27 protein-coding genes and 1 pseudogene are annotated in these 25,735 nt (G+C 39.7%); 27 read left to right on the top strand and 1 reads right to left on the bottom strand.

Features of this window, described 5'->3' with window-relative positions; all coding sequences use genetic code 11:
• The first annotated feature begins 237 nt into the window (after nucleotides 1-237).
• The 8 genes and pseudogenes from codY to gatB all read left to right on the top strand — a co-directional run bounded on the left by codY (nucleotide 238) and on the right by gatB (nucleotide 7,709).
• Nucleotides 238-1,023, top strand: a complete 786-nt coding sequence (gene codY / locus EL076_RS08060; protein WP_003093975.1) for a GTP-sensing pleiotropic transcriptional regulator CodY — start codon at nucleotides 238-240, stop codon at nucleotides 1,021-1,023.
• A gap of 61 nt (nucleotides 1,024-1,084) precedes the next feature.
• Nucleotides 1,085-1,636, top strand: a complete 552-nt coding sequence (locus tag EL076_RS08055) for a cysteine hydrolase family protein (RefSeq protein ID WP_003093202.1) — start codon at nucleotides 1,085-1,087, stop codon at nucleotides 1,634-1,636.
• Nucleotides 1,637-1,841: 205 nt separating this feature from the next.
• The gene (locus EL076_RS08050; RefSeq protein WP_126429968.1) at nucleotides 1,842-3,281 is read left to right on the top strand and encodes a 6-phospho-beta-glucosidase; all 1,440 of its coding nucleotides are present in this window, start codon (nucleotides 1,842-1,844) and stop codon (nucleotides 3,279-3,281) included.
• 216 nt (nucleotides 3,282-3,497) lie between these two features.
• Nucleotides 3,498-3,908, top strand: coding sequence for a glycosyltransferase (locus tag EL076_RS08045; RefSeq protein WP_126429966.1), 411 nt, complete (start codon nucleotides 3,498-3,500; stop codon nucleotides 3,906-3,908).
• Nucleotides 3,862-4,359: pseudogene (locus EL076_RS08040) on the top strand (glycosyltransferase); the annotation flags it as partial. The gene EL076_RS08045 and the pseudogene EL076_RS08040, both read left to right, overlap by 47 nt.
• A 139-nt stretch (nucleotides 4,360-4,498) precedes the next feature.
• Nucleotides 4,499-4,801: an Asp-tRNA(Asn)/Glu-tRNA(Gln) amidotransferase subunit GatC gene (gene gatC, locus EL076_RS08035; RefSeq protein ID WP_002884769.1), complete on the top strand. Its 303-nt coding sequence runs from the start codon at nucleotides 4,499-4,501 to the stop codon at nucleotides 4,799-4,801.
• A complete protein-coding gene (gene gatA, locus EL076_RS08030) occupies nucleotides 4,801-6,267 on the top strand; it encodes an Asp-tRNA(Asn)/Glu-tRNA(Gln) amidotransferase subunit GatA (protein WP_126429964.1) in 1,467 nt (488 codons plus the stop codon). The genes gatC and gatA overlap by 1 nt, the downstream gene beginning before the upstream one ends.
• Complete coding sequence (gene gatB, locus EL076_RS08025) at nucleotides 6,267-7,709, top strand: Asp-tRNA(Asn)/Glu-tRNA(Gln) amidotransferase subunit GatB (protein ID WP_126429962.1); 1,443 nt, start codon at nucleotides 6,267-6,269, stop codon at nucleotides 7,707-7,709. The genes gatA and gatB overlap by 1 nt, the downstream gene beginning before the upstream one ends.
• Nucleotides 7,710-7,815: 106 nt before the next feature.
• Here the strand turns inward: gatB and EL076_RS08020 are convergent, their stop codons facing one another.
• A complete protein-coding gene (locus tag EL076_RS08020) occupies nucleotides 7,816-8,181 on the bottom strand; it encodes a hypothetical protein (RefSeq protein ID WP_126429960.1) in 366 nt (121 codons plus the stop codon).
• A 157-nt stretch (nucleotides 8,182-8,338) separates the two neighbouring features.
• Between EL076_RS08020 and EL076_RS08015 the strand changes: the two genes are divergently transcribed.
• The 19 genes from EL076_RS08015 (at nucleotide 8,339) to EL076_RS07925 (ending at nucleotide 25,679) form a co-directional block, all read left to right on the top strand.
• On the top strand, nucleotides 8,339-9,775 hold the full coding sequence (locus EL076_RS08015) for a 6-phospho-beta-glucosidase (protein WP_037621322.1): 1,437 nt from the start codon (nucleotides 8,339-8,341) through the stop codon (nucleotides 9,773-9,775).
• A 52-nt stretch (nucleotides 9,776-9,827) separates the two neighbouring features.
• Nucleotides 9,828-10,067: a SemiSWEET transporter gene (locus tag EL076_RS08010; RefSeq protein WP_003096261.1), complete on the top strand. Its 240-nt coding sequence runs from the start codon at nucleotides 9,828-9,830 to the stop codon at nucleotides 10,065-10,067.
• A gap of 131 nt (nucleotides 10,068-10,198) precedes the next feature.
• Nucleotides 10,199-10,513, top strand: coding sequence for a PTS cellobiose transporter subunit IIB (locus EL076_RS08005; protein ID WP_003096262.1), 315 nt, complete (start codon nucleotides 10,199-10,201; stop codon nucleotides 10,511-10,513).
• Nucleotides 10,514-10,676: 163 nt separating this feature from the next.
• Nucleotides 10,677-12,653: a BglG family transcription antiterminator gene (locus tag EL076_RS08000; protein WP_126429958.1), complete on the top strand. Its 1,977-nt coding sequence runs from the start codon at nucleotides 10,677-10,679 to the stop codon at nucleotides 12,651-12,653.
• A gap of 9 nt (nucleotides 12,654-12,662) precedes the next feature.
• Nucleotides 12,663-12,977 (top strand): PTS cellobiose transporter subunit IIA, encoded by a 315-nt coding sequence (locus tag EL076_RS07995; RefSeq protein WP_003096270.1) that lies wholly within the window; start codon nucleotides 12,663-12,665, stop codon nucleotides 12,975-12,977.
• Nucleotides 12,978-13,006: 29 nt separating this feature from the next.
• The gene (locus tag EL076_RS07990) at nucleotides 13,007-13,513 is read left to right on the top strand and encodes a hypothetical protein (RefSeq protein ID WP_003096271.1); all 507 of its coding nucleotides are present in this window, start codon (nucleotides 13,007-13,009) and stop codon (nucleotides 13,511-13,513) included.
• A 58-nt stretch (nucleotides 13,514-13,571) separates the two neighbouring features.
• Nucleotides 13,572-14,918, top strand: coding sequence for a PTS cellobiose transporter subunit IIC (gene celB, locus EL076_RS07985; RefSeq protein WP_003096274.1), 1,347 nt, complete (start codon nucleotides 13,572-13,574; stop codon nucleotides 14,916-14,918).
• A gap of 90 nt (nucleotides 14,919-15,008) precedes the next feature.
• A complete protein-coding gene (locus tag EL076_RS07980) occupies nucleotides 15,009-15,392 on the top strand; it encodes a hypothetical protein (RefSeq protein ID WP_048787814.1) in 384 nt (127 codons plus the stop codon).
• A 75-nt stretch (nucleotides 15,393-15,467) separates the two neighbouring features.
• Nucleotides 15,468-16,385, top strand: coding sequence for a DMT family transporter (locus tag EL076_RS07975; protein ID WP_048787813.1), 918 nt, complete (start codon nucleotides 15,468-15,470; stop codon nucleotides 16,383-16,385).
• Nucleotides 16,386-16,522: 137 nt separating this feature from the next.
• Nucleotides 16,523-17,050 carry a YqeG family HAD IIIA-type phosphatase gene (locus EL076_RS07970; RefSeq protein ID WP_003094053.1) on the top strand — a complete coding sequence of 176 codons (528 nt, stop codon included), beginning with the start codon at nucleotides 16,523-16,525 and terminating at the stop codon, nucleotides 17,048-17,050.
• Entirely contained in the window at nucleotides 17,050-18,168 is a 1,119-nt protein-coding gene (yqeH, locus tag EL076_RS07965) for a ribosome biogenesis GTPase YqeH (protein ID WP_048787812.1), read from the top strand. Before EL076_RS07970 ends, yqeH begins: the two co-directional genes overlap by 1 nt.
• Before the next feature lie 29 nt (nucleotides 18,169-18,197).
• Nucleotides 18,198-18,515: a ribosome assembly RNA-binding protein YhbY gene (gene yhbY / locus EL076_RS07960; RefSeq protein WP_003094895.1), complete on the top strand. Its 318-nt coding sequence runs from the start codon at nucleotides 18,198-18,200 to the stop codon at nucleotides 18,513-18,515.
• Between the two features lie 71 nt (nucleotides 18,516-18,586).
• Nucleotides 18,587-19,219 (top strand): nicotinate-nucleotide adenylyltransferase, encoded by a 633-nt coding sequence (locus tag EL076_RS07955; RefSeq protein WP_003094587.1) that lies wholly within the window; start codon nucleotides 18,587-18,589, stop codon nucleotides 19,217-19,219.
• Nucleotides 19,216-19,809, top strand: a complete 594-nt coding sequence (gene yqeK, locus EL076_RS07950; RefSeq protein ID WP_003093370.1) for a bis(5'-nucleosyl)-tetraphosphatase (symmetrical) YqeK — start codon at nucleotides 19,216-19,218, stop codon at nucleotides 19,807-19,809. The genes EL076_RS07955 and yqeK overlap by 4 nt, the downstream gene beginning before the upstream one ends.
• Nucleotides 19,810-19,812: 3 nt before the next feature.
• Complete coding sequence (locus tag EL076_RS07945; protein ID WP_003096285.1) at nucleotides 19,813-20,268, top strand: cysteine hydrolase family protein; 456 nt, start codon at nucleotides 19,813-19,815, stop codon at nucleotides 20,266-20,268.
• A 59-nt stretch (nucleotides 20,269-20,327) separates the two neighbouring features.
• Nucleotides 20,328-20,678 (top strand): ribosome silencing factor, encoded by a 351-nt coding sequence (gene rsfS, locus EL076_RS07940; RefSeq protein ID WP_003093907.1) that lies wholly within the window; start codon nucleotides 20,328-20,330, stop codon nucleotides 20,676-20,678.
• 323 nt (nucleotides 20,679-21,001) lie between these two features.
• Nucleotides 21,002-21,742 carry a class I SAM-dependent DNA methyltransferase gene (locus tag EL076_RS07935; protein WP_003094394.1) on the top strand — a complete coding sequence of 247 codons (741 nt, stop codon included), beginning with the start codon at nucleotides 21,002-21,004 and terminating at the stop codon, nucleotides 21,740-21,742.
• Between the two features lie 6 nt (nucleotides 21,743-21,748).
• Nucleotides 21,749-22,840, top strand: coding sequence for a nucleotidyltransferase (locus EL076_RS07930; protein WP_003096290.1), 1,092 nt, complete (start codon nucleotides 21,749-21,751; stop codon nucleotides 22,838-22,840).
• A gap of 733 nt (nucleotides 22,841-23,573) precedes the next feature.
• Entirely contained in the window at nucleotides 23,574-25,679 is a 2,106-nt protein-coding gene (locus EL076_RS07925) for an AAA family ATPase (protein WP_070850081.1), read from the top strand.
• Nucleotides 25,680-25,735 lie beyond the last annotated feature (56 nt).

The following is a 25,735-nucleotide window of genomic DNA, read 5'->3' as shown; positions in this document are numbered from 1 at the left end:
AGGCTTGTCCGGTTTTTATCTTGCTTAAAAAGGAGTCGTTTTTACCTAAAATCCGAACGTTTTCCTTGAAAAAGACATAATATAATGAATAGTAGAATAATAAATAATTTTCAGACAATTATTTGCAATTTTTAGGTCAGGTGTGCTATAATGATAGGGCTAGCGGGTCTTAACGGATATGCTTGGTACAGGACCTGAGATTATTAAGATTATAAATAGAAAGTGAAGATAATAAAAATGGCGAATTTGCTGGCTAAAACACGTAAAATTACTTCTATCTTGCAACGCTCAGTAGATAGCTTGGAAGGAGATCTTCCATACAACAACATGGCTGCTCAGTTGGCAGATATTATTGATTGTAATGCTGCTATCGTAAATGGTGGTGGTGCTCTCCTTGGTTTTGCTATGAAATACAAAACCAACACTGACCGTGTGGAAGAGTTTTTTGAAGCGAAACAACTTCCAGAGGAATACACACGTGGTATCAGCCGTGTTTATGATACTCAAGAAAATATCGGTATTGACAGTGACTTGACCATTTTCCCAGTGGAATCAAAAGATGATTTTCCAGACGGTTTAACGACAATTGCACCAATCTATGGTGGTGGTATGCGTCTTGGTTCTTTCATTATTTGGCGTAACGACCATGATTTTGTGGACGACGACCTTATCTTGGTTGAGATTGCATCTACAGTAGTTGGTTTGCAATTGTTGAATCTTCAAACAGAAAACTTGGAAGAAACGATTCGTAAACAAACAGCTATTAATATGGCTATTAACACCTTGTCTTACTCAGAAATCAAGGCAGTTTCAGCTATTTTGAATGAGTTGGACGGTTTAGAAGGTCGTTTGACAGCCTCTGTTATCGCGGACCGTATTGGAATCACTCGTTCTGTTATTGTTAATGCTCTTCGTAAATTAGAATCAGCTGGTATTATTGAAAGTCGTTCGCTTGGTATGAAAGGAACTTATCTTAAAGTCCTTAACGAAGGTATCTACGACAAATTGAAAGAATACGAATAAAACATTGAATAGAAGTGAGGTAGGCTGAGGTCGCCGCACTTTTTTAAAAGGAGAAGGTTTTATGACCAAGGCATTGATTTCAATTGATTACTCTTATGATTTTGTGGCAGATGATGGGAAGTTGACGGCTGGTAAGCCTGCCCAAGCCATTGAAGATCGTATTGCTCAGGTAACGCAAGAAGCTTATGACAATGGAGATTATATCTTTGTTGCCATGGACCGACATGATGAGGGGGATACTTTCCATCCTGAGACTAAACTCTTTCCGCCTCACAATATTGCAGGGACAGACGGACGAGAACTTTATGGTAAGTTAGCTGGTGTATATGATGCCATCAAGGATGACAATCGTGTCTTTTGGATGGACAAACGTCACTATTCGGCTTTTTCAGGAACAGATTTGGATATTCGTTTGCGTGAGCGTCGTGTGACGACAGTTGTTTTGACGGGAGTTTTAACGGATATTTGTGTGTTACATACGGCTATTGATGCTTATAATTTGGGCTATGATATCGAGGTGGTAGAGAGTGCAACAGCCTCCTTGACACCTGAAGCACATGACTTTGCTATTGGGCATTTAAAAAATGTTCTTGGAGCAACAATTGTAGAGTAAGAGTTGGTTCTTACTCTTTTTTTGATAATTGTAATAATGGTAAGAGGATTGAAATTCAGTTCGTATCAAATGTAGGAGTAAGTCCTACTCTCAATTCTTTGTCTAAAATCATAGGATAGTATCAGTTTTCCGTAGTTTACCATAAGAAAACGATTACATGCTATTGTATACTATTATTAAGTCGAAATATATAGGAGGTAGAATAATGACTAAAAAATTAACTTTTCCTGACGGATTTTTGTGGGGTGGTGCGACAGCAGCCAACCAATGTGAAGGTGCCTATGATGCTGATGGGCGTGGTTTAGCCAATGTTGATGTGGTACCAATTGGTGAGGATCGACTTTCCATTATTACTGGACGTCGCAAGATGTTTGATTTTGAGGATGGTTATTTTTATCCGGCCAAGGAAAGTATCGATATGTACCACCGTTACAAGGAAGATATTGCTCTCTTTGGTGAAATCGGTTTTAAGACTTATAGACTTTCTATTGCTTGGTCACGTATTTTTCCTAAGGGTGATGAGGATGAGCCAAATGAAGCTGGGCTAGCTTTTTACGAGGACCTATTCAAGGAATGTCACAAACATGGCATTGAACCCTTAGTAACTATTACTCACTTTGATTGTCCAATGCACTTGATTACCGAGTATGGAGGATGGCGTAATCGTAAGATGCTTGGCTTCTATGAAAATCTTTGCCGTACCCTTTTCACACGTTATAAAGGTTTGGTTAAGTACTGGCTCACTTTCAATGAAATCAATATGATTCTCCATGCACCATTTATGGGAGCAGGACTCTGCTTTGAAGAGGGTGAGAATGAGGAGAAGGTGAAATACCAGGCGGCCCACCATGAGTTGGTAGCTTCAGCCATGGCGACTAAGTTGGCCCATGAGATTGACCCTGAAAATAAGGTCGGTTGTATGTTGGCAGCAGGGCAATATTATCCAAATACAGCCCACCCACGTGACTACTGGGCAGCCATGCAAGAAGACCGTAGTAGCTATTTCTTTATTGATGTTCAAGCTCGTGGAGAGTATCCAAATTATGCTAAGAAACAGTGGGAACGTGATGGCATTGAGCTTGAGATGACGGAAGAAGATTTGGCCCTTCTTAAAGAGCATACTGTTGATTTTATTTCCTTCTCTTATTATGCAAGTCGTGTGGCTTCAGGTGATTCAGAAGTTAATGAAAAGACTGCCGGCAATATCTTTGCCTCTATTAAAAACCCATATTTGGAAGCTTCAGAGTGGGGTTGGCAAATTGATCCACTAGGTCTTCGTATTACCCTCAATGCTATTTGGGATCGTTACCAGAAACCAATGTTTATCGTTGAGAATGGGCTTGGTGCTGTGGATACACCAGATAAAAATGGTTATGTTGAAGACGATTATCGTATCGACTACTTGGCAGCCCACATCAAGGCCATGCGTGATGCAATCAATGAAGATGGTGTAGAGCTTTGGGGCTACACAACTTGGGGTTGTATCGACCTTGTTTCTGCCGGAACTGGTGAAATGAAGAAACGTTATGGCTTCATCTATGTGGATCGAGATAACGATGGTAATGGTAGCCTTAAACGCTCTAAGAAGAAATCATTTAACTGGTACAAAGAAGTTATCGCAAGTAACGGTGCCTCTGTAGAATAGGGTATGAGTTCTCGCCCCATGACACTATGAGTTGAGAGGTGTTTGGTTTTTTAAGCCATATGTTAGTCTGAATCCTATTTTATGCAATTAACGAGCACTAAGAGAAAATTGATCTCCATTTAAAGTCAGCCTTAGGGTTGGCTTTTTTGTAAGGGATAGAAATTGTAATGTTTTCTAAAAAATGATATTTTTATTAAAGTTTGAGAGGGAGAAAACATGGGTAAAAAATCAGTTGTATTTGTATCTGAGCTATCCTATATGGAAAAATTAGAGGTAGCTCTTAAATCTTTGTGTGCACATAAAGGGCAATGGAAAATTTATGTGCTAAATGAAAATTTACCAACAGAATGGTTTACGCTGATGAATCGTCGTTTAGAGGCTATTGATTCTGAAATTCTTAATTGTCGTGTGTCTGCAGAAAGCTTTAAACATGTTTCGCTTCCAAGTGCGCATATTCATTATTCGACTTTTTTCCGTTATGCGATTCTTGAGTTTGTTCAAGAAGATCGTGTTCTCTATTTGGATTGTGATATGATTTTTACGCAGGATTTGTCACCACTTTTTGAAGTGGATCTGGGCGGATTTAGCTATAAGAGCCGTTGCCCTTGCCCATCAAAAAGAACCTAATCTTCGCTTTGACATCTACGGCAAAGGTGGAGAGCAAGAGAATCTACAAGAACTGATTGATACTCTTGAGGCGAATGATTACATCAAACTTAGAGGACATGCGGATTTGCGTGACATCTACCCACAGTATGAACTTTATATCACTACCTCTCAGTGGGAGACTTTTGGTTTGACTCTGATGGAAGCGGTAGGAGCAGGGCTAGCCTTGGTTGGTTTTGATGCTCGTTATGGTAATCCAACCTTCATCAAAGATGGTGAGAATGGCTATCTGGTCCCTTATAGCGAGACTATGGATGAGGACCTGCTTGTTTCTCAGATGGCAGACAAAATTGTATTTGCCTTAGAAAGTGATCTTGAGTCTATGCACCAAGTCTCATATGACCTGGCAAAACAGTATTTGAAACCAGAAATCCTAGAGGCTTGGAGAAAGCTCTTGATAGCCATACGATAAGTGTTTTGAAAAAGCTCTATCTCTGTAAACTGTAGTGACAAAAAAGTTACTACAGTTTTTTGATCCTCCAAGCAAAATAGGCCTAATTATGGTAAAATAGAACGTATTGAAAAATCATCATTTCACGAAAGGAAGCAAGATGAAAATTACGCAAGAAGAGGTAACCCACGTTGCCAATCTTTCAAAATTGAAATTCTCTCCAGAAGAGACTGCTGAGTTTGCGACAACCTTGTCTAAAATTGTCGACATGGTAGAATTGTTGGAAGAAGTGGACACAACAGGTGTTGCCCCAACAACGACTATGGCTGATCGTAAGACCGTATTGCGTCCGGATGTTGCTGAAAAAGGGACTGACCGTGACCGCTTGTTTAAAAATGTACCTGAAAAAGACAACTACTACATCAAGGTACCAGCTATCCTAGAAGATGGAGGAGATGCCTAATGTCATTCAACAATAAAACCATTGAAGAGTTGCACGACCTCCTTGTCTCTAAGGAAATTTCAGCAACCGAATTGACCCAAGCGACACTTGACGATATCAAGGCGCGTGAAGAAGCGGTCAATGCCTTTGTGACGGTGGCTGAAGAAGCAGCACTTGCCCAAGCTAAGGCTATTGATGAAAAAGGAATCGATGCAGATAACCTCCTGTCAGGGATTCCGCTTGCTGTCAAAGACAATATCTCAACAGATGGTATCTTGACGACTGCGGCTTCAAAAATGCTCTACAACTACGAGCCTATCTTTGATGCGACAGCTGTTGCCAATGCAAAAGCCAAAGATATGATTGTCATCGGGAAGACCAACATGGATGAATTTGCTATGGGTGGATCTGGTGAAACATCTTACTATGGGGCGACTAAAAATGCTTGGGACCACAGCAAGGTGCCTGGTGGATCTTCTAGTGGTTCAGCAGCTTCTGTCGCTTCAGGGCAAGTTCGTTTGTCTCTTGGTTCTGATACCGGTGGTTCTATCCGCCAACCAGCTGCCTTCAACGGGATTGTTGGTCTCAAACCAACTTATGGAACTGTTTCACGTTTCGGTCTTATTGCCTTTGGTAGCTCACTTGACCAAATTGGTACCTTCTCACAAACCGTTAAGGAAAATGCCCAATTGCTCAATGTCATTGCCAGTGAAGATGCCAAAGATTCAACTTCAGCACCTGTTCGTGTAGCAGACTTTACTTCTAAGATTGGTCAAGACATCAAGGGCATGAAGATTGCCCTTCCTAAGGAATACCTCGGTGAAGGAATTGACCCAGAAGTCAAAGAAACGATCCTTAATGCGGCTAAACACTTTGAAAAATTGGGAGCAACTGTCGAAGAAGTCAGCTTGCCACACTCTAAATACGGTGTTGCCGTTTACTATATCATCGCTTCTTCAGAGGCGTCTTCAAACTTGCAACGTTTCGACGGTATTCGCTATGGTTTCCGTGCAGAGGATGCCAAGAACTTGGATGATATCTACGTGAACACTCGTAGCCAAGGCTTTGGCGATGAGGTCAAACGCCGTATCATGCTTGGTACCTTTAGTTTGTCATCTGGTTACTACGATGCTTACTACAAGAAAGCTGGTCAAGTTCGTACCCTCATTATCCAAGACTTCGAAAAAGTCTTTGCGGATTACGACCTCATCCTTGGTCCTACAGCTCCAAGCGTGGCCTTTGATTTGGATTCGCTCAATCATGATCCGGTTGCCATGTACTTGGCTGACCTCTTGACAATCCCAGTCAACTTGGCAGGTCTTCCAGGGATTTCGATTCCTGCAGGTTTTGCGCAAGGTCTTCCAGTTGGTTTGCAGTTGATTGGTCCTAAGTATTCTGAAGAAACCATTTACCAAGCTGCAGCTGCCTTTGAAGCAACAACGGATTACCACAAGCAACAACCCCTAATTTTCGGAGGTGACAATTAATGAACTTTGAAACAGTCATCGGACTTGAAGTCCACGTTGAATTGAATACAAACTCAAAAATTTTCTCACCAACCTCTGCTCACTTTGGGAACGAGCAAAATGCCAACACTAATGTGATTGACTGGTCTTTCCCAGGGGTGCTTCCTGTCTTGAATAAGGGTGTTGTGGATGCTGGTATCAAGGCTGCTTTGGCGCTGAATATGGATATCCACCAGCACATGCACTTTGACCGTAAGAACTATTTCTACCCTGATAATCCAAAGGCCTACCAAATTTCGCAATTTGACGAACCAATCGGTTACAACGGTTGGATTGAAGTGCAATTGGAAGATGGTTCAACTAAGAAAATCGGGATTGAACGTGCCCACTTGGAAGAAGACGCCGGTAAGAATACCCACGGAACAGATGGATTCTCTTACGTAGACCTTAACCGTCAAGGGGTTCCATTGATCGAAATCGTATCTGAAGCCGATATGCGTTCTCCAGAAGAAGCCTATGCTTATTTGACAGCCCTCAAAGAAGTCATCCAATATACTGGTATTTCAGACGTCAAGATGGAAGAAGGATCTATGCGTGTGGATGCTAACATTTCCCTTCGCCCATACGGTCAAGAGGAATTTGGTACCAAGACTGAGTTGAAAAACTTGAACTCTTTCTCAAACGTCCGTAAAGGTCTTGAATACGAAGTGCAACGCCAAGCGAAAATCTTGCGTTCAGGTGGTGTCATTCGTCAAGAAACACGCCGTTATGATGAAGCTAATAAGAGCACTATCCTTATGCGTGTCAAAGAAGGGGCAGCGGATTACCGTTACTTCCCAGAACCAGACCTTCCATTGTTTGAAATCTCAGATGAGTGGATTGAGGAAATGCGTACTGAGTTGCCAGAGTTTCCAAAAGACCGTCGTGCTCGCTATGTGGCAGAGCTTGGCTTGTCTGACTATGATGCCAACCAATTGACAGCTACTAAGGTCACATCTGACTTCTTCGAAGCAGCCGTAGCCCTTGGCGGAGATGCCAAGCAAGTGTCTAACTGGCTCCAAGGTGAAGTCGCACAATTCTTGAACGCAGAAGGTAAAACGCTTGAAGAAATCAAGTTGACACCAGAAAACTTGGTAGAAATGATTGCCATCATCGAAGATGGAACCATCTCTTCTAAGATTGCCAAGAAAGTCTTCGTTCACTTGGCAAAAAACGGTGGAGGTGCGCGTGAATACGTCGAAAAAGCTGGATTGGTACAGATTTCAGACCCTGAAGTCTTGATCCCAATCATCCACCAAGTCTTTGCAGATAATGAAGCAGCCGTAGCCGACTTCAAGTCAGGTAAACGTAACGCTGACAAGGCCTTCACCGGTTTCCTTATGAAAGCAACCAAAGGCCAAGCTAACCCACAAGTAGCCCTCAAGTTACTTTCCCAAGAATTGGCTAAGTTGAAAGAAGAGTAATAGATAAAGAACCAGCCGAGAGGTTGGTTCTTTATCTATTATTAGGGTATACAAAAACTCCTAACTAGTGGAGTTCGTAGGAGTTTTTGAAAAAGGCTAAGTGACTTTAGAAATGAGGAAGAGCTGAAGCAACCTTCATTTCTTCAGGAACAGTGACAATAACTTGATGAGCTTTTAAATGATATTCATCAATAATCCATTGGCGAAGTTTTTCTTTAGAGACATTGGCAGTTCCTCGGAATTCATGTCCGTTATCATGGACAGTCCAGTCTCCCATTTTCTTAAAATTAGTATTCTTAAGTAAGTCAGGGTATTGATCTAGCTCTTTAAGATGAACAATAGTAAAGGTATTACTATTACGTACAATGACGTTTTTCTTCAAAGTCTTACTTAAGTACCAGAAGAGTATAGCAACAGCGCTAACTCCAACAACAAGTCCTGCAAAAGCAATTAAAAACTGTATGAAATTCATATTATTGCCTCCTTATGAGAGATATTATACTCTTTATATAAAACGTTTTCAATCAAAAGATGACCTATTGCTTTCCGTAGTATTATGGAAAAAGAATGCGTTTTCATTGATGCTTATGGAGTTTATAATAGAAGTATCAAAGTCAGGAGGAAAAATGATGACTACTTTTAAAGATGGATTTTTGTGGGGCGGTGCTGTTGCTGCTCATCAACTTGAAGGTGGATGGCAAGAAGGTGGTAAAGGAATCAGTGTTGCTGATGTGATGACTGCTGGTCGTCATGGAGTTGCCCGTGAAATTACCCCGGGCGTTTTGGAAGGTAAATATTATCCAAACCATGAGGCTATAGATTTTTACCATCGTTATAAAGGAGATATTGCACTTTTTGCTGAAATGGGATTTAAGTGCTTCCGAACATCGATTGCCTGGACACGTATTTTCCCCAAAGGTGATGAGTTAGAGCCCAATGAAGAAGGTTTGCAATTTTATGATGATCTTTTTGATGAGTGCTTGAAGTATGGAATTGAACCTGTAATTACGTTATCTCATTTTGAGATGCCTTATCATTTGGTTACAGAATACGGTGGGTGGAAAAATCGAAAATTGATTGATTTCTTTGTTCACTTTGCGGAAGTCGTATTCAAACGTTATAAAGATAAAGTTAAATACTGGATGACCTTTAATGAAATCAACAATCAGGCCAATTACCAGGAAGATTTTGCACCATTTACGAACTCTGGTATTGTATATGAGGAAGGTGACGACCGAGAAGCTATTATGTATCAAGCAGCACACTATGAGTTAGTGGCTTCTGCTCGAGCAGTAAAAATTGGTCATGAAATCAATCCAGATTTTCAAATTGGTTGTATGATTGCGATGTGTCCTATTTATCCTGCAACTTGTAATCCTAAAGATATTTTAATGGCTATGAAGGCTATGCAAAAACGTTATTACTTTACTGATGTACATGTTTTGGGTAAATATCCTGAACACATTCTCAAGTATTGGGAACGTAAAGGAATCTCAGTTGATTTTACAGATCAAGATAAAGAGGATTTACTTGGAGGAACAGTAGACTATATTGGATTTAGTTACTATATGTCTTTCGCTATCGATTCTCATCGTGAGAATAATCCTTATTTTGATTATCTTGAAACAGAAGATTTGGTTAAAAATAATTATGTTCAGGCATCTGAGTGGGAGTGGCAAATTGACCCCGAGGGCTTACGTTATGCATTAAACTGGTTTACTGATCACTATCATTTGCCATTATTTATTGTTGAAAATGGTTTTGGTGCTATAGACCAAGTTGAAGCAGATGGCATGGTTCATGATGATTATCGAATTGATTACCTAGGTGCTCATATTCGTGAAATGAAAAAAGCCGTAGTAGAAGATGGTGTTGACTTAATGGGATATACTCCTTGGGGATGTATAGACCTAGTTTCAGCTGGTACCGGTGAGATGAGGAAACGTTATGGATTTATCTATGTGGATAAAGATGATTATGGACAGGGAAGTTATGAACGCTCACCGAAAAAATCATTTAATTGGTATAAAGAAGTTATTGCATCCAATGGTGCAACAGTAGAATAGTATTAAGAAGCTGGGAAGATGCCCAGCTTCTTTACTAAATAGGAGAATAGATATGATTGGTAGCATTGCAGCAATTTTAACAACATTTGCCTTTTTGCCGCAAGTTGTGCGTGTGGTAAAAACAAAAGATACTGAATCAATTGCCTTAGGGATGTATGTTATGCAGGTTATTGGTATTGCTTTGTGGCTTGCTCATGGATTTCATATTGGTGACTTACCTTTGATTTTGGCTAATAGTGTTTCGTTTTTACTATCTGGTATTATTTTGATTTATAAATTGAAGTACAAATAATTATTTTCCGTATCGTTGAGGAAAAATCAGCAATGGTAATTGTAAGCGCTATACTCTATAATTAAGGTGTAAATAAGAAATAGCCCAATCAAGTATCAATTTGATGGGATTAGATTAAAGGAGAAAATCTTATGGCAAAAGCATTGATTATTTGTGCAGCAGGAATGTCTTCATCACTAATGGCAAAGAAAACAACTGAATTTCTAAAAGGGAAAGGTCAGGATATTGAGGTTGATGCTATTAGTGCTACTGAAGGTGGAAAAGCTATTGCAGCATCAGAATTTGATTTATACCTTGTAAGTCCTCAAACAAAAATGTATTTTAAACAGTTTGAAGAGGCAGGTGCCAAAGTCGGAAAACCAGTTGTTCAAATTCCACCTCAAGCTTACATTCCAATTCCAATGGGAATTGAAAAAATGGCTAATTTAATTGTAGAAAACATCTAATCTTCGTTAAATAAATAGTGTAAAAAATAGATATTAGTTAATATTATCTGTTGACTAGATTATAAATGATTCATAATCTAACTTATGCTCGATAAAAAGAAGTAAAGGTGTGAAAATATCCTATAATAGAAGGTGAATATATCATTTTTAGGAGGATATGAGATTGTCAAAAACTAGGGAAAAAAGCATCCTTCAATTCTTGATAAAGCATAGGGAACGTTATGTTACGAGTAAAGAGCTTGCTGAATACTTGTCCTGCTCGGATAGGACTGTACGTAATCACTTAAAATCAATTGATCAAACCTTAAACCTTCAAGGTGTTAGCTTAGTATCAAAACAAGGACAAGGTTATAGACTGTTTTTTGAAAGCCAAGAAGCTTGCCAAACTTTTCGTCTGATTTATGAATTAGGAGATGATTATAATACAGAATCTTCCATGTCCCAAAGTGATGATCGGCTAGCTTTCATTTTAAATAAGCTCTTGTTTGAACAGGTTCCAGTTCATTTTGATGATTTAGTTGAGGAGCTATATGTTAGTCGCTCAACCTTGTCTAATGATTTTAAAAAGATACGCCAGATGCTAGCTGAGTATAACCTAACTATAGAAAGTAGAGCGAATAAAGGTGTCTACGTTTCTGGTGAAGAACTAGACAAACGTCGCTTCATTATGAGTTATTTCTTGGAGAACCAGTTTTTTAAAGTATTGCACTCATATGTGAAGTCAAATTTTTTTGACCAAAATCTTCCATTAGAGGAATTGGCAAAGATTGTTTTAGAAGAATGTCAGGAAGCCAATCTAAAGTTATCGGATTTTGTTTTACAAAATTTAGTTGTTCATATAGCTTTAGCAATAGGCCGTATCAAGTCTGGTTTTGAAATTAGGAACTTAGATTGTCAGATGGCAGATAACGACATCGAACGCCGGGTTGCTAAGAGGATTCTTTCAAGAGTTAGTGAGGTAACCAATCAAGAATTTCCAGTTCAAGAAATCGATTATATTACCCTACATCTGTTAGCTAAAAGTCAGTTACCCCAAAACAACCAAACAGAGTTTTCTAAAGAAGCACTGAGAGACTCGTTGGTCCAACGTTTTGAAACCTTAGGGTTAGACGATATATACCACTTTTCCTCAGATTTTCAACTTGTTGAGAGTCTTATAACCCATTTGATGACCTTACAGGTACGTTTAGTCAGTCATATTAATCTTAGTAATCCATTGGTAGATGAGGTTAAACAAAATTATAGTGATGTATTCTTCATGACCAAGGAAATTCTTGCAAATATGGAAGCTTTTTCACAGGCTACTATATCTGATGATGAAATAGTTTATGTCTGTCTTCATTTCTTGGCTGCCATCGAACGTCGAAAAGAAAACCATAAATTTTCAGTATTGGCGATTTGTGCAACAGGTTTTGGGGCTGCTCAAATGCTTAAAAATCGCCTTGAGTCTGAACTTGGAAATCGTATAGATGTTGTTGATGTCATAGGGTATTATGAGTTGAACCAAGAAAAAATAGACGGTATTGATTTTATTGTATCGGCTGTTGATTTATCGAACCTTTACTTTCAGATGCCCGTTTTTACGGTGAGTGTCTTTCTTAAATCTGACGAAATATCTCAGATTCGTCATGCTATGAATCAGATGCAAGTCTCGAGAAATAGGAAACGTTCAGAAGTATCCCCTATTGAAGACGATAATTGTAAACAATACTTTAGCCGAGATACTTTCTTTGTGTGGACGAAAGGCGATAAAACACGACTATTGGAAGAAATGGCTGAGTCTCTATCTGTCGATGAATCAGTGGACTTCGAACAGTCTCTACTTTATGAAATAAAACAGCGTGAGGAATTAAGCTCAGTCGTCTTTTCCGAAAAAATTGCAGTTCCTCACCCAATTAGGCCTTTGGGAAAAGAAGTGAAGATCTCAGTTGCTATCTGTCAAGAACCTGTATCTTGGGATAGTCAAAGCTCACATATTCAACTTGTTTTTCTTTTATCACCATCATTATATGGAAATGATGGATTGAAGGATGTGACGAAGAAAATAGTTTCCTTAACAGAAAATGAAGATTTACAAGAGCAATTAATTAATTGCAAGAAATTTGAAGATTTTATTAAGATATTTGAAAAAATAACATAGGAGGTTCATATGAATCAAGAAGAACTACAGGTTGCAGCCTTTGAAATCATTCTTCATTCAGGTACTGCTAGAACGGAAATCCATGAAGCGTTTGCTGATATGAGAGAAGGTCGTTTTGACGAAGCAGAAGCTAAGTTAGATCATTCAAATGAAGAAATTTTAGAAGCGCACCATGCACAAACAAAACTTTTACAAGACTATGCAAGTGGTGTAGAAATTAAGATTGAAATTATCATGGTGCATGCTCAAGATCATTTAATGACCACAATGACTCTATTGGAAGTAGCAAAGGAAATGCTAGTTCTTCATAGAAAGGTTGGCTAAATAGATATAGTTAAACAAGGAGGAAGACAATGACAAAAAAAGAACAACTAGAAATCGAGCGTCAACGTCGGGAGACAGCGTTAAAAAATACTTTTTTTAATCGCTATCTTCTTCTACGTTATACAATAGCACTCTTCTTTTTTGGCAATATTTATTGGCTCTTGAATCAATTTATTCGTCCTTCTTTTGTTATTGTTCTCCCTATTACGTTAATTATATTAGCGATTTTGGCTACTGTTGAGCAGTTTCGATTGTATGGCAAGCGTGATGAACGTTTGAAAGTGACTCAGATGTTTGTTCGCTCGCAAGCTGTTATTCAGGTGGGACTACTTGTTCTAACTTGGACAAGTCTGTTTACAACTCTTTTCCCAATTTTTGAAAATAATCAAGCTGCACGTTTCTTCGTTTTTGTTATTCTTTTACTAGGTTTAGGCCTTTGCTTACTAAATCTTAAAAGAATTCAAGAAATATATGAACGTAAAGATAAGGCTTATCAACGCTTTATCCAGTTAGAAAAGAGTTCTATAACCTTATAACAACTTTTAAAAGGATTGCTATTGAAATATATATAATTATTATTAAGGAGGTCCGATTATGGATCAACAAAACGGATTATTTGGTTTCCTTGAAAATCATGTCATGGGACCAATGGGAAAACTTGCCCAGTTTAAAGTTGTACGTGCAATCACGGCAGCAGGGATGGCAGCTGTACCATTTACTATTGTTGGGTCAATGTTCTTGGTATTTAGTATTCTGCCACAAGCCTTCTCATTCTGGCCAATTGTAGCTGATATTTTCTCAGCTTCATTTGATAAGTTTACTTCTCTATACATGGTTGCTAACTATGCTACTATGGGTTCTCTCTCACTTTACTTTGTTCTCTCACTTGCTTATGAGTTAACTAAAATCTATGCAGAAGAAGAAGAACTAAATATGAATCCTCTTAACGGTGCTCTTCTTGCGCTCATGGCGTTCATTATGACAGTTCCACAAATCATTTTTGACGGTGGAATGATGAAAGCTGTAGGTAGCCTTAAAGAAGGTGCAGTCGTTGTTGACGGTTGGGCAATGGGCAATGGCGTTACTCGTTTTGGTACTACTGGTATTTTCACAGCTATTATCATGGCTATTGTGACAGTTCTTATTTATCGTACATGTGTAAAACGTAATTGGGTTATTAAAATGCCTGAAGCTGTTCCAGAAGGGGTTTCTCGCGGATTCACAGCCTTGATTCCAGGATTCGTCGTTGCATTTGTAGTTATCTTTATTAACGGTACACTCGTGGCGTTGGGAACTGACATCTTTAAAGTTATTGCTATTCCATTTGGGTTTGTTGGTAACCTAACTAACTCATGGATTGGATTAATGATTATTTATCTTTTAACTCAACTCCTCTGGATTGTAGGAATTCATGGTGCTAACATTATCTTTGCTTTCGTTAGCCCTATCGCACTTGCTAACTTGGCAGAAAATGCTGCTGGAGGACACTATGCTGTAGCTGGTGAGTTCTCTAACATGTTTGTTATCGCTGGTGGATCAGGTGCAACTCTTGGTCTGTGTCTCTACATTGCTTTTGCTGCTAAGTCAGAGCAACTTAAAGCGATTGGACGTGCCTCAGTTGTTCCAGCATTGTTCAACATTAATGAACCTTTGATTTTTGGGTTGCCAATTATCTATAATCCAGCATTAGCGATTCCATTTATCTTAGCTCCAATGGTTACAGCTACTATTTACTACTTTGTTAATGCATTGCATTTGATTAATCCTGTTATTGCACAAGTTCCATGGCCAACCCCAGTGGGAATCGGAGCCTTCTTAGGAACAGCAGATCTCCGTGCTGTCTTAGTTGCTCTTGTCTGTGCAGTTGCTGCCTTCCTTGTTTACTTCCCATTCATTCGTGTTTACGATAAGAAATTGTTGAAAGAGGAACAAGAAGCTTAATTTATGATTAAAGATCTTAACTTTGTTAAGGTCTTTTTTCTTATACTAATGGTATTCAATAAAACATCTATTAAGTAGGAGCCCCCCCCCATGAACAAATTCTTAAGAGTCCTATTTATCCTCGTCATCCTGGACATGACTGGTGCTATTATTTTTCAGCTGTTCTTCCCAACTTATATGGGAAGTCACTTGGGGTACGGCATTTCAGTTGGTTGGCAGAGGGAGATTGGTATCTGGAATGTGGCAGTTCTAATCATCCTTCTTGCTGTGAATCTCAAATACGATTGGTTTTATCTGAGAGCTGTGCTGATAGCTTTGATTATTGGAGGCCTTGTGATTGGGACTAATCATTTCCTTAGCTATCTTCAACATCATCACTCAGTCAATGCTATTGGAGTACTTGAAAATTATCTTTTAGTCTTTGGCTGGGTTGTAGGTTGGTCGCTTGAAAATTCCTCAAGAAAAACAGTTTAAGTTTTATGGGGTAACCGCTTACCTTATCCACTCTGTGATATAATAATTAATCATTATCATAATCGAGGAAAACACATGTCTAAACAACTAAAAGGGAGCTTGATGGTATTGACAGCAGGAATTGCCTGGGGATTTTCAGGAGTTTCTGGTCAATACCTAATGGCTCATGGTGTTAATGTCAATCTTTTGACGAGTTTACGTTTGCTTCTGTCCGGTATTTTACTAACGGCTTCGGTCTTTTTTAGGCAGCGAGACAAATTAGTACAAGCTATTAAAGATAGAAAAACCTTAGTAAGTATCGCCTTATTTGCTCTCTTTGGTCTGGTACTAAATCAGTACGCCTATCTTAGTGCTATTCAATACACTAATGCTGGGACAGCGACGGTCTTGCAGTATGTCACCCCAGTTATCATCCTGGCTTTTGTATGTGCAAAATATCGTAGGTTCCCAACAGCAGCAGAGCTAGTGGCGATTATCTTGGCTATTGTGGGAACCTTTACCATCGCAACGCATGGTCAGATAAGGGAGTTAGCGATTACACCTCTGGGCTTGTTCTGGGGTCTCTTTTCGGCGGTGACCTATGCACTTTATATCTTACTGCCTGCTAAGGCTATTGAAAAATGGGGAAGTTTGATTGTCATTGGTTTAGGTCTGTTGATCGGTGGTTTAATCTTTCCGATTGTTATCCAAGCCTGGAAGTATAAGCTTTCTTTGACTGGGGGAAATCTCTTAGCGCTTTTTGGTTTAATCTTCATTGGGACAGTCTTTGCTTACACCGTTTTTCTTAAGGGGACAACCATGGTTGGAGCTGTCAAAGGGAGTCTCTTGGCTTCGGTAGAACCTATAGCGTCGGTCATTTTGACCGTATTAATTATGGGGGACCGCTTCTTTGTCATTGATGTGGTTGGAATGTTTTTAATTGTTCTTGCTGTTATCATCATATCGCTTAAGAATTTAGTTACCCTTAAAAAACAAGAAAAAATTCAAAGATAAGAATGGAGCCTGAGTGATTGTGGCTCTTTTTCTATACCGTCGTGTCATTGATGTTCTTAAAAAATAGGACTTAAGTCCCACACATAAACCTTAAAAATATGGTAGAATAAGAGGTAAACTAACATTTTGGAGAGAAAATGAGTATAGACGATTACAGGCCCCATTTTATGGTGGAGGCTGTTTATGATTTGAAACCTGACCAGCTACGTGAACACGGTATTCGTGCTGTCTTGGTCGATTTGGATAATACCTTGATTGCTTGGAACAACCCTGATGGGACTCCTGAGCTACGTGCTTGGTTAGATGAAATGACAGAGGCTGACATTCCGGTGGTTGTGGTCTCTAACAACAAACATGAACGTGTTGAACGTGCGGTTGCCAATTTCCATGTGGATTTCGTGAGTCGTGCCATGAAGCCTTTCACTAAAGGCATTAATGAAGCGATTGAGCGTTACCACTTTAATCGAGACGAGGTTGTTATGGTGGGAGACCAGCTAATGACTGACATCAGAGCTAGCCACAGAGCTGGCATTCGCTCGATTTTGGTCAAGCCTTTGGTGAAATCAGATGCTTGGGTAACCAAATTTAACCGTTGGCGTGAACGTCGCATGTGGAAAAAAATTGAAAAAGCATATGGTCCAATGACCTTCAACAAAGGAATTTAATGGAAGAATTATTTTGTATTGGGTGTGGAGCCCAAATTCAAACAGAAGATAAAGAAAAAGCAGGTTTCACACCTGCTAGCTCTATTAAAAAGGCCGAAGAAACAGGTGAGTTATACTGCCAACGCTGTTTCCGTCTTCGTCATTACAATGAGATTGTGGATGTCCACATCACAGATGATGAATTTTTAAAATTGCTTCATGAAGTTGGAGACAGTGATGCCCTCGTTGTCAATGTCGTTGATATTTTTGATTTTAATGGATCAATCATACCAGGCTTATCACGCTTTGTTTCGGGTAATGATGTGCTCTTGGTCGGAAATAAAAAGGATATCCTACCTAAATCCGTTAAAGATGGTAAGGTAACCCAATGGTTGACAGAACGTGCCCATGAAGAAGGGATGCGTCCCGTGGATGTCATGTTGACGTCTGCCCAAAATCATCACGCCATTAAAGAGTTGATTCAGCGTATTGAAAAACTCCGTAAGGGTCGTGATGTTTATGTTGTCGGTGTGACGAATGTTGGTAAATCAACCTTAATCAATGCCATTATCAAGGAAATTACAGGTGATAAAGATATTATCACTACCTCTCGTTTCCCAGGAACGACCCTTGATAAGATTGAGATTCCGCTGGATGATGGTACTTATATTTTTGATACTCCAGGAATTATTCATCGCCACCAGATGGCACACTATCTGTCAGCCAAGGACCTCAAGTACGTTAGTCCTAAGAAGGAAATTAAGCCGAAGACTTATCAGTTAAATGCAAGCCAAACCCTATTCCTAGGAGGTCTTGGACGTTTTGACTTTATTGATGGTGATAAACAAGGTTTTACAGCCTTCTTTGATAATAACTTGAAGCTTCATCGTACTAAACTTGAAGGAGCAGATGCCTTCTATGATAAGCATGTTGGAAGTCTTCTCATGCCTCCTGGGCCTAAGGAATTGGCCAATTTTCCAAAACTTGTTCGTCACGAGTTCACTGTCAAAGATAAGACAGACATTGTCTTCTCAGGATTAGGCTGGATTCGTGTTCAAGGAAAAGCTGACCAACCAACCATCGTTGCCGCCTGGGCACCAGAAGGTGTTGGCGTCGTCGTACGAAAAGCGATTATTTAAACTTAATAAAGTAATTATAAGGAATAAACATGTCATTAACATCAAAACAGCGTGCCTTCCTCAAATCGGAAGCACACACTCTCAAACCTATTGTACAAATCGGGAAAAACGGTCTTAACGACCACATCAAAACTAGCGTTCGTAACGCTCTTGATGCCCGTGAATTGATCAAAGTAACCCTACTCCAAAATACCATGGAAGACATCTATGAGGTTGCTGAAATTTTGGAAGAAGAAATTGGCTGTGATACAGTCCTTAAGATTGGACGTATCTTGATTCTCTACAAAGAATCAGCTAAAAAAGAAAATCGTAAGTTATCACCAAAGGTTAAAGCCATCCAAAAATAGTTGATGACTTTTGAAACCTTAAAGGCAAAAGAACAGTTATTTAGATGATGTTTGAGTAAGAGGAGGCGTAAATGGCACTGGATCTCGTAACCCCATTTACAAAGGTTCAACTAGAAGAAGAAATCAAAGATACTGGCCGTAAGCAGGTGGGAATTTTGGGTGGAAATTTCAACCCTGTTCACAATGCTCACTTGGTTGTTGCTGACCAGGTGCGCCAGCAGTTAGGCCTTGATGAAGTTCTTCTTATGCCTGAGTTTGAGCCACCTCATGTCGATAAAAAGGAGACTATTGATGAACAGCATCGCCTAAATATGCTCATGTTGGCTATTAACGGTATCGAAGGTTTGGATATTGAAACCATCGAGTTGGAGCGCAAGGGAATCAGTTATACTTATGACACCATGAAGCTTTTGACAGAGGCCAATCCTGATACGGATTATTACTTCATTATTGGTGCTGATATGGTCGACTATCTGCCTACATGGCATCGCATTGACGAACTTATCGAGATGGTCCAATTTGTGGGTGTTCAGCGTCCTAAGTATAAGGCTGGAACCTCTTATCCAGTTATTTGGGTTGATGTGCCCCTTATGGATATTAGTTCGAGTGCAGTCAGAGCCTACATTAAGAAGGATCGCACACCTAACTTTATGGTGCCACAGTCTGTACTTGCCTACATCAAGAAAGCGGGGCTCTATAAATGACCTATGAAAAATATTTAGACTATTCTCGTGAAGAACTCCTTGAAAAAGTTCGAGCGGTCATGAGTCCTAAACGCTTCAATCATGTTCTGGGTGTTGAGAGAGCTGCTATTACTCTTGCTGAAAAGTACGAATATGATACTGAGAAAGCTGGCTTGGCTGGCCTCCTTCATGATTATGCCAAGGAACTTCCAGATCAGGAATTCTTGGAGCTTATTGATAAATATAAGCTTGATCCTGAATTGAAAAAATGGGGGAACAATGTCTGGCATGGCATGGTTGGGATTTACAAAATCCAAGAAGATTTGGGATTGACTGATTCTGATATTCTACGCAGTATTGAGATTCATACTGTCGGAAGCCATGAAATGTCAACCCTAGATAAGATTGTCTATGTGGCTGATTATATTGAGCATAACCGTAATTTCCCTTTGGTAGAGGAAGCTAGACAAGTAGCAGAGCAATCCTTGGATAAGGCAGTTGCTTTTGAAACAGTCCATACGGTAGAACACTTGGCCCACCAGGCCTTGCCGATTTATCCCCAAACTCTTGAAACCTATAATGCTTTTGTGCATTGCTTGAAAGAGGATTAGTAAGTGAAAACAGCTTTTATTATTATTGATGTACAAAATATCTTAGTAGAAACAGGTTTTGAAACACAAAAGCTGTTAGAGAAAATCTCTTATTTACAAGATCAGGCTAGAAAACAGCAGATTGAAATTATCTATATTCAGCATATTGAAACGGAAGAAGCTCTAACCTCGGAAGATTGGAAATTATCGCCACTATTAAAGAGACAGTCTGATGAAAAGGTTTTTCAGAAGCGATACAATAGCATTTTTAAAGAGACTGGATTAAAGGAATACTTGGATCAACAAGGAATTGAGAAACTAGTCTTATGCGGTATGCAGACGGAGTATTGTGTTGATACATCCGTTAAAGTTGCTTTCGAACATGGCTACAAGCTAGTCGTTCCCGAAGGTACTGTTACAACCTTTGATGGAGACGACATTCCAGCAGAAACAATTAATGATTTTTACGAGAACATTTGAGATGAACGTTTTGCAGATGTCTTAGATTACAAAACGATTTTTTAATGAAAGAGGATTAAATGAAAGAAGAATTACTTGAATTGGTTGTCAAAGCTGCTGATGAAAAGCGAGCTGAAGACATTGTTGCCCTAGATTTGTATGGTCTTACTAGCCTAACAGATTACTTTGTTATTTTGAGTGCAATGAATAGCCGTCAGTTGGAAGCTATTGCCGACAACATCCGTGAGAAAGTTAAAGAAGCTGGCCTTGATGCTAGTCACATGGAAGGTGACAACAAGGGTGGTTGGATTCTTTTGGACCTGAACGACGTTGTTGTTCACATCTTTACAGAAGACGAACGTGCTCACTATAACCTTGAAAAACTCTGGCATGAAGCACCGATGATGGATGTGTCAGCCTATTTGGCATAAGATAATGAACTCAGTTGTAGTCAACTGGGTTTTATTTGCTTATTTTAGAAGAAAATTGTTAGAAAGGTGAGAGCGTCGAGTTTGGTTAATGTTGAAGCTGAACACGAACTAAAAGCTGTGAGAAAAAGATAAACTTTCTTTGTATCTAACGATACGGCAGAAAGTTTCCTATTTTCTCTGTGCTTTTGACGCTCTTTGTATCTTAGAAAGGATTTGAACCCGTCCTGTAATCGTCGGAAAATAGACAGCTTTGTCTTGGAGATTCCTCCAAGTCCAAGCTCCTAATTTTCATTTTGATTACGGACGGACTTGGTATCATCATTATGGCTACTTATGAAACTTTTGCGGCGGTCTACGACGCTGTTATGGATGACAGCCTTTACGATTTGTGGACGGATTTTTCCCTCCGTCATCTGCCAAAGACTAAGGATAAAAAGAAATTGCTTGAATTAGCTTGTGGGACTGGTATTCAATCTGTACGTTTTTCCCAAGCCGGTTTTGATGTTACTGGACTTGATTTGAGTGCTGACATGTTGAAGGTTGCTCAGAAGCGTGCGTCTTCCGCCAAGCAGAAAATCGATTTTATCGAAGGCAACATGTTGGATTTATCGCAAGCGGGCAAATATGATTTTGTGACTTGCTACTCAGATTCTATCTGCTATATGCAGGATGAAGTAGAGGTTGGGGACGTCTTCAAGGAGGTTTATAATGCACTGAATGAAGATGGCGTCTTTATCTTTGATGTACACTCAACCTATCAGACGGATGAGGTTTTCCCTGGCTATTCCTACCATGAAAATGCAGAAGACTTTGCTATGCTCTGGGATACCTATGAGGATGCGGCTCCGCATTCTATTGTCCATGAATTAACTTTCTTTGTCCAAGAGGAAGATGGAAGCTTTAGCCGTCATGATGAGGTGCATGAGGAACGCACCTATGAGGTTTTGACTTATGATATCTTGTTGGAGCAGGCTGGCTTCAAATCCTTCAAACTTTACGCCGATTTTGAGGATAAGGAACCGACAGAAACTAGTGCCCGTTGGTTCTTTGTGGCCCAAAAGTAAGAGCCTATGACAGTTACAGGTATTATTGCTGAGTTCAATCCTTTTCATAACGGTCACAAGTATCTCTTGGATCAGGCTGAAGGCGTAAAAATCGTTGCCATGTCTGGGAACTTTGTTCAGCGAGGTGAGCCAGCTATTGTGGATAAGTGGACTAGAGCTCAGATGGCTTTGGAAAATGGGGCAGATCTCGTGGTTGAGTTGCCTTTCTTGACGGCAGTCCAGTCTGCCGATTATTTTGCTGCTGGAGCCGTCGATATCTTGTCCCGACTGGGAATTGATAGCCTTACTTTTGGAACGGAAGAAGTCCTAGATTACCAGGCAATAGCAGATGTCTATGCTGAAAAGTCAGAGGATATGGAAGCTTTTGTAGAAAATTTACCGAGTGACTTATCTTATCCACAAAAGACACAAAAAATGTGGGAAAAGTTTGCTGGTGTGGATTTCACTGGCAATACACCCAACCATATCCTAGGGCTAGCCTATGCCAAAGCTTGTGCTGGTAAGGGCATTAAGTTGAATCCTATCCAGAGACAAGGAGCCGGTTATCATTCCTCAGACAAGGAAGTATCTTTCGCCTCAGCGACGAGTCTACGTCTCCACAAGCAAGATAGCGATTTTGTGGATAAGTTCATGCCCAATAGCAAGCTTTTTCAGACTTCTCCACAGGTCTCTTGGGATAATTATTTCCAATTGTTGAGTTATCAGATTCTTACAAACCCTGATTTGACCACTATTTTTCAAGTTAACGAAGAGATTGCTAGTCGTTTAAAAGCTGTTATCCGCGAGGTGTCTTCTGTGGAGGAACTGGTGGATAAGGTAGCAACCAAACGCTATACAAAAGCACGAGTACGTCGTATTTTGACCTATATCCTGGTCGAAGCTGTGGATAATCCTTTGCCCCAGGCTGTTCATGTGCTTGGATTTTCTCAAAAAGGACAGTCTCATCTCAAATCTGTGAAAAAGTCTGTTGATATAGTGGCTCGTATTGGAAGGGAGCCTTGGGATCTGCTTACACAGCAAGCAGATAATGTTTACCAATTAGGTAACCCCGAGCTTTCCGAACAAAACTTCGGACGCGTACCGATTAGAGTAAAATAGTTTTATAGAAGGTCTACCTCTGGTAGGCTTTTTTACTTTCCGTAAATTATTTTCCAAAAGGTCAAAAAAGATCAAACAAAACCTTTGACCTTTGCTGACTAATAGTGTATGATAGTGTCATAAGGATTTAGCTTCCTTATAAATCTTGCAGTGCTTGCCTAAATACTGGTTATAAAGTTATTTTGGTTTGGCTGCACAAAAATATGACAAAGGTCAAAAAAAGTCAAACAAAACTATTGACTATTACTGACCAATGTTGTAGAATATAAGCATAAGGAAATGAAATCCTTATGAAGGCTGTGTCAATAGCCCATATACCAATAAAAAGGATTGCAGCTAGTCTGCAAAAATTTTCATCTAAAAGGTCAGTAAAAGTCAAAACTAAATTCTTGACCTGATTAAATGAAAGGTATATGATAAAGCTATAAGGAAAAAGGATTCCTTAATGTATAAGTTTCTTTCTGAAAAAGCTATTCATAGTTTTGAAAGAGGCTTGGAAGTTAGCTATATTGAGAGATTCACAGAAAGAAGGTGGCTCTTATGCTAAATGATAATTTATTTAAGACTGTGAAAGTTCTCAGTCTCCTACCAAGAGCAAAACCTGAAATTATTAGAAGAGTAGTTGAAGCTACTAAAAATTTTTAGGGTTTTGGTCAGTAAAAGTCAGAAAATACATTAACATAAAAATAACGTTTAAGAAATTTCACAAGATAACACAAAACGAGGTAATTATATGAACAACAACTTTAACAATATGGACGATCTTTTCAATCAATTGATGGGTAACATGGGTGGTTACCGTTCAGAAAACCGTCGCTACATGATTAACGGTCGTGAAGTGACACCTGAAGAATTTGCTATTTACCGCCAAACAGGTCAATTGCCTGGTAATGAAGGTGAAGCAGTCAACCCAACTCAACAACAAGGTAAAGGACCTAAACAAGATGGTATTCTTGCTAAACTTGGTCGTAACTTGACTGAAGAAGCTCGTGAAGGTAAATTGGATCCAGTTATTGGACGTAACAAAGAAATCCAAGAAGCTTGCGAAATCTTGGCTCGTCGTACAAAAAATAACCCAGTCCTTGTCGGGGACGCTGGGGTTGGTAAAACAGCCGTAGTTGAAGGTTTGGCTCAAGCCATCGTCAATGGTGATGTCCCAGCTGCTATCAAGAACAAAGAAATCATCTCAATTGATATTTCTGGACTTGAAGCTGGTACTCAATACCGTGGTAGTTTTGAAGAAAACATTCAAAACTTGGTAAATGAAGTCAAAGAAGCTGGAAATATTATCCTATTCTTCGATGAAATCCACCAAATTCTTGGTGCTGGAAGCACTGGCGATGGTCAAGGATCTAAAGGTCTGGCTGATATTTTGAAACCTGCTCTTTCACGTGGTGAATTGACAGTGATTGGTGCAACAACTCAAGATGAATACCGTAACACTATCTTGAAGAACGCTGCCCTAGCTCGTCGTTTCAACGAAGTTAAGGTTAATGCTCCATCTGCTGAAGATACCTTCAAGATTCTCCAAGGTATCCGTGACCTTTATGAAAAACACCACAATGTTATCTTACCAGATGATGTTTTGAAAGCAGCAGTAGATTTCTCTGTACAATATATTCCACAACGTAGCTTACCAGATAAGGCTATCGACCTTGTCGATGTAACAGCTGCTCACTTGGCTGCTCAACACCCAGTGACTGATGTGAATGCTGTTGAACATGAAATTGAAGAAGAAAAAGCTAAACAAGAAGCTGCAGCTGCCAAAGAAGACTACGAAGCAGCTCTAAATGCTAAGGTTCGTATTGAAGAACTTGAAAAGAAAATTGCCAACCATACAGAAGACCTTAAAGTCACTGCAACTGTCAACGATGTGGCTGAATCTGTAGAACGTATGACTGGTATTCCAGTGTCACAAATGGGTGCAACTGATATCGAACGTTTGAAAGATATGGGTCACCGTTTGCAAACTAAGGTTATCGGTCAAGATAAAGCCGTTGAAGCAGTGGCACGTGCCATCCGTCGTAACCGTGCAGGATTTGACGAAGGTAACCGTCCAATCGGTAGCTTCCTCTTTGTAGGACCTACTGGTGTTGGTAAAACTGAGTTGGCTAAACAATTGGCTCTTGATATGTTCGGAACTAAAGATGCTATCATCCGTTTGGACATGTCAGAATACAGCGACCGCACAGCTGTTTCTAAATTGATTGGTACAACAGCTGGTTATGTTGGTTATGATGACAATAGCAATACTTTGACAGAACGTGTTCGCCGTAACCCATACTCAATCGTCCTTCTCGACGAAATTGAAAAGGCTGACCCTCAAGTCATCACCCTTCTCCTCCAAGTTTTGGACGATGGTCGTTTGACAGATGGTCAAGGTAACACTGTAAACTTCAAGAATACTGTGATTATCGCAACTTCAAACGCAGGATTTGGTTACGAAGCTAACTTGACAGAAGATGCTGATAAACCAGAACTCATGGATCGTTTGAAACCTTACTTCCGTCCAGAATTCCTTAACCGCTTCAATGCTGTCATCGAATTCTCACACTTGAGCAAAGAAGATCTTTCTAAGATTGTAGACCTTATGTTGGTTGAAGTTAACAAGACACTTTCTAAGAAAGACATTGACTTGGCAGTTAGCGAAGCTGCTAAAGAATACATGACTGAAGAAGGTTACGATGAAGTCATGGGTGTTCGTCCACTCCGTCGTGTGGTTGAACAACAAATCCGTGACAAAGTCACAGACTTCCACTTGGATAACCTTGATGCTAAACACCTAGAAGCTGATATGGAAGATGGTGTCTTGGTTATCAAAGAAAAAGATGCTAAATAAAAAGCATAAAACCTCCTAATCCTATTATGAAGCAGAGATGTTAGTAGACATCTCTG

This window comes from Streptococcus vestibularis (assembly GCF_900636445.1).
Classification (GTDB): domain Bacteria; phylum Bacillota; class Bacilli; order Lactobacillales; family Streptococcaceae; genus Streptococcus; species Streptococcus vestibularis.
The sequence above is the reverse complement of the archived record's forward strand: the minus strand, read 5'-3'. Positions and strand labels throughout refer to the sequence as shown.

Coding starts and splice junctions, on each gene's coding strand:
- codY (WP_003093975.1), top strand. CDS start 238: ATGGCGAATTTGCTGGCTAAAACACGTAAAATTACTTCTATCTTGCAA.
- EL076_RS08055 (WP_003093202.1), top strand. CDS start 1,085: ATGACCAAGGCATTGATTTCAATTGATTACTCTTATGATTTTGTGGCA.
- EL076_RS08050 (WP_126429968.1), top strand. CDS start 1,842: ATGACTAAAAAATTAACTTTTCCTGACGGATTTTTGTGGGGTGGTGCG.
- EL076_RS08045 (WP_126429966.1), top strand. CDS start 3,498: ATGGGTAAAAAATCAGTTGTATTTGTATCTGAGCTATCCTATATGGAA.
- gatC (WP_002884769.1), top strand. CDS start 4,499: ATGAAAATTACGCAAGAAGAGGTAACCCACGTTGCCAATCTTTCAAAA.
- gatA (WP_126429964.1), top strand. CDS start 4,801: ATGTCATTCAACAATAAAACCATTGAAGAGTTGCACGACCTCCTTGTC.
- gatB (WP_126429962.1), top strand. CDS start 6,267: ATGAACTTTGAAACAGTCATCGGACTTGAAGTCCACGTTGAATTGAAT.
- EL076_RS08020 (WP_126429960.1), bottom strand. CDS start 8,181: ATGAATTTCATACAGTTTTTAATTGCTTTTGCAGGACTTGTTGTTGGA.
- EL076_RS08015 (WP_037621322.1), top strand. CDS start 8,339: ATGACTACTTTTAAAGATGGATTTTTGTGGGGCGGTGCTGTTGCTGCT.
- EL076_RS08010 (WP_003096261.1), top strand. CDS start 9,828: ATGATTGGTAGCATTGCAGCAATTTTAACAACATTTGCCTTTTTGCCG.
- EL076_RS08005 (WP_003096262.1), top strand. CDS start 10,199: ATGGCAAAAGCATTGATTATTTGTGCAGCAGGAATGTCTTCATCACTA.
- EL076_RS07995 (WP_003096270.1), top strand. CDS start 12,663: ATGAATCAAGAAGAACTACAGGTTGCAGCCTTTGAAATCATTCTTCAT.
- EL076_RS07990 (WP_003096271.1), top strand. CDS start 13,007: ATGACAAAAAAAGAACAACTAGAAATCGAGCGTCAACGTCGGGAGACA.
- celB (WP_003096274.1), top strand. CDS start 13,572: ATGGATCAACAAAACGGATTATTTGGTTTCCTTGAAAATCATGTCATG.
- EL076_RS07980 (WP_048787814.1), top strand. CDS start 15,009: ATGAACAAATTCTTAAGAGTCCTATTTATCCTCGTCATCCTGGACATG.
- EL076_RS07975 (WP_048787813.1), top strand. CDS start 15,468: ATGTCTAAACAACTAAAAGGGAGCTTGATGGTATTGACAGCAGGAATT.
- EL076_RS07970 (WP_003094053.1), top strand. CDS start 16,523: ATGAGTATAGACGATTACAGGCCCCATTTTATGGTGGAGGCTGTTTAT.
- yqeH (WP_048787812.1), top strand. CDS start 17,050: ATGGAAGAATTATTTTGTATTGGGTGTGGAGCCCAAATTCAAACAGAA.
- yhbY (WP_003094895.1), top strand. CDS start 18,198: ATGTCATTAACATCAAAACAGCGTGCCTTCCTCAAATCGGAAGCACAC.
- EL076_RS07955 (WP_003094587.1), top strand. CDS start 18,587: ATGGCACTGGATCTCGTAACCCCATTTACAAAGGTTCAACTAGAAGAA.
- yqeK (WP_003093370.1), top strand. CDS start 19,216: ATGACCTATGAAAAATATTTAGACTATTCTCGTGAAGAACTCCTTGAA.
- rsfS (WP_003093907.1), top strand. CDS start 20,328: ATGAAAGAAGAATTACTTGAATTGGTTGTCAAAGCTGCTGATGAAAAG.
- EL076_RS07935 (WP_003094394.1), top strand. CDS start 21,002: ATGGCTACTTATGAAACTTTTGCGGCGGTCTACGACGCTGTTATGGAT.
- EL076_RS07930 (WP_003096290.1), top strand. CDS start 21,749: ATGACAGTTACAGGTATTATTGCTGAGTTCAATCCTTTTCATAACGGT.
- EL076_RS07925 (WP_070850081.1), top strand. CDS start 23,574: ATGAACAACAACTTTAACAATATGGACGATCTTTTCAATCAATTGATG.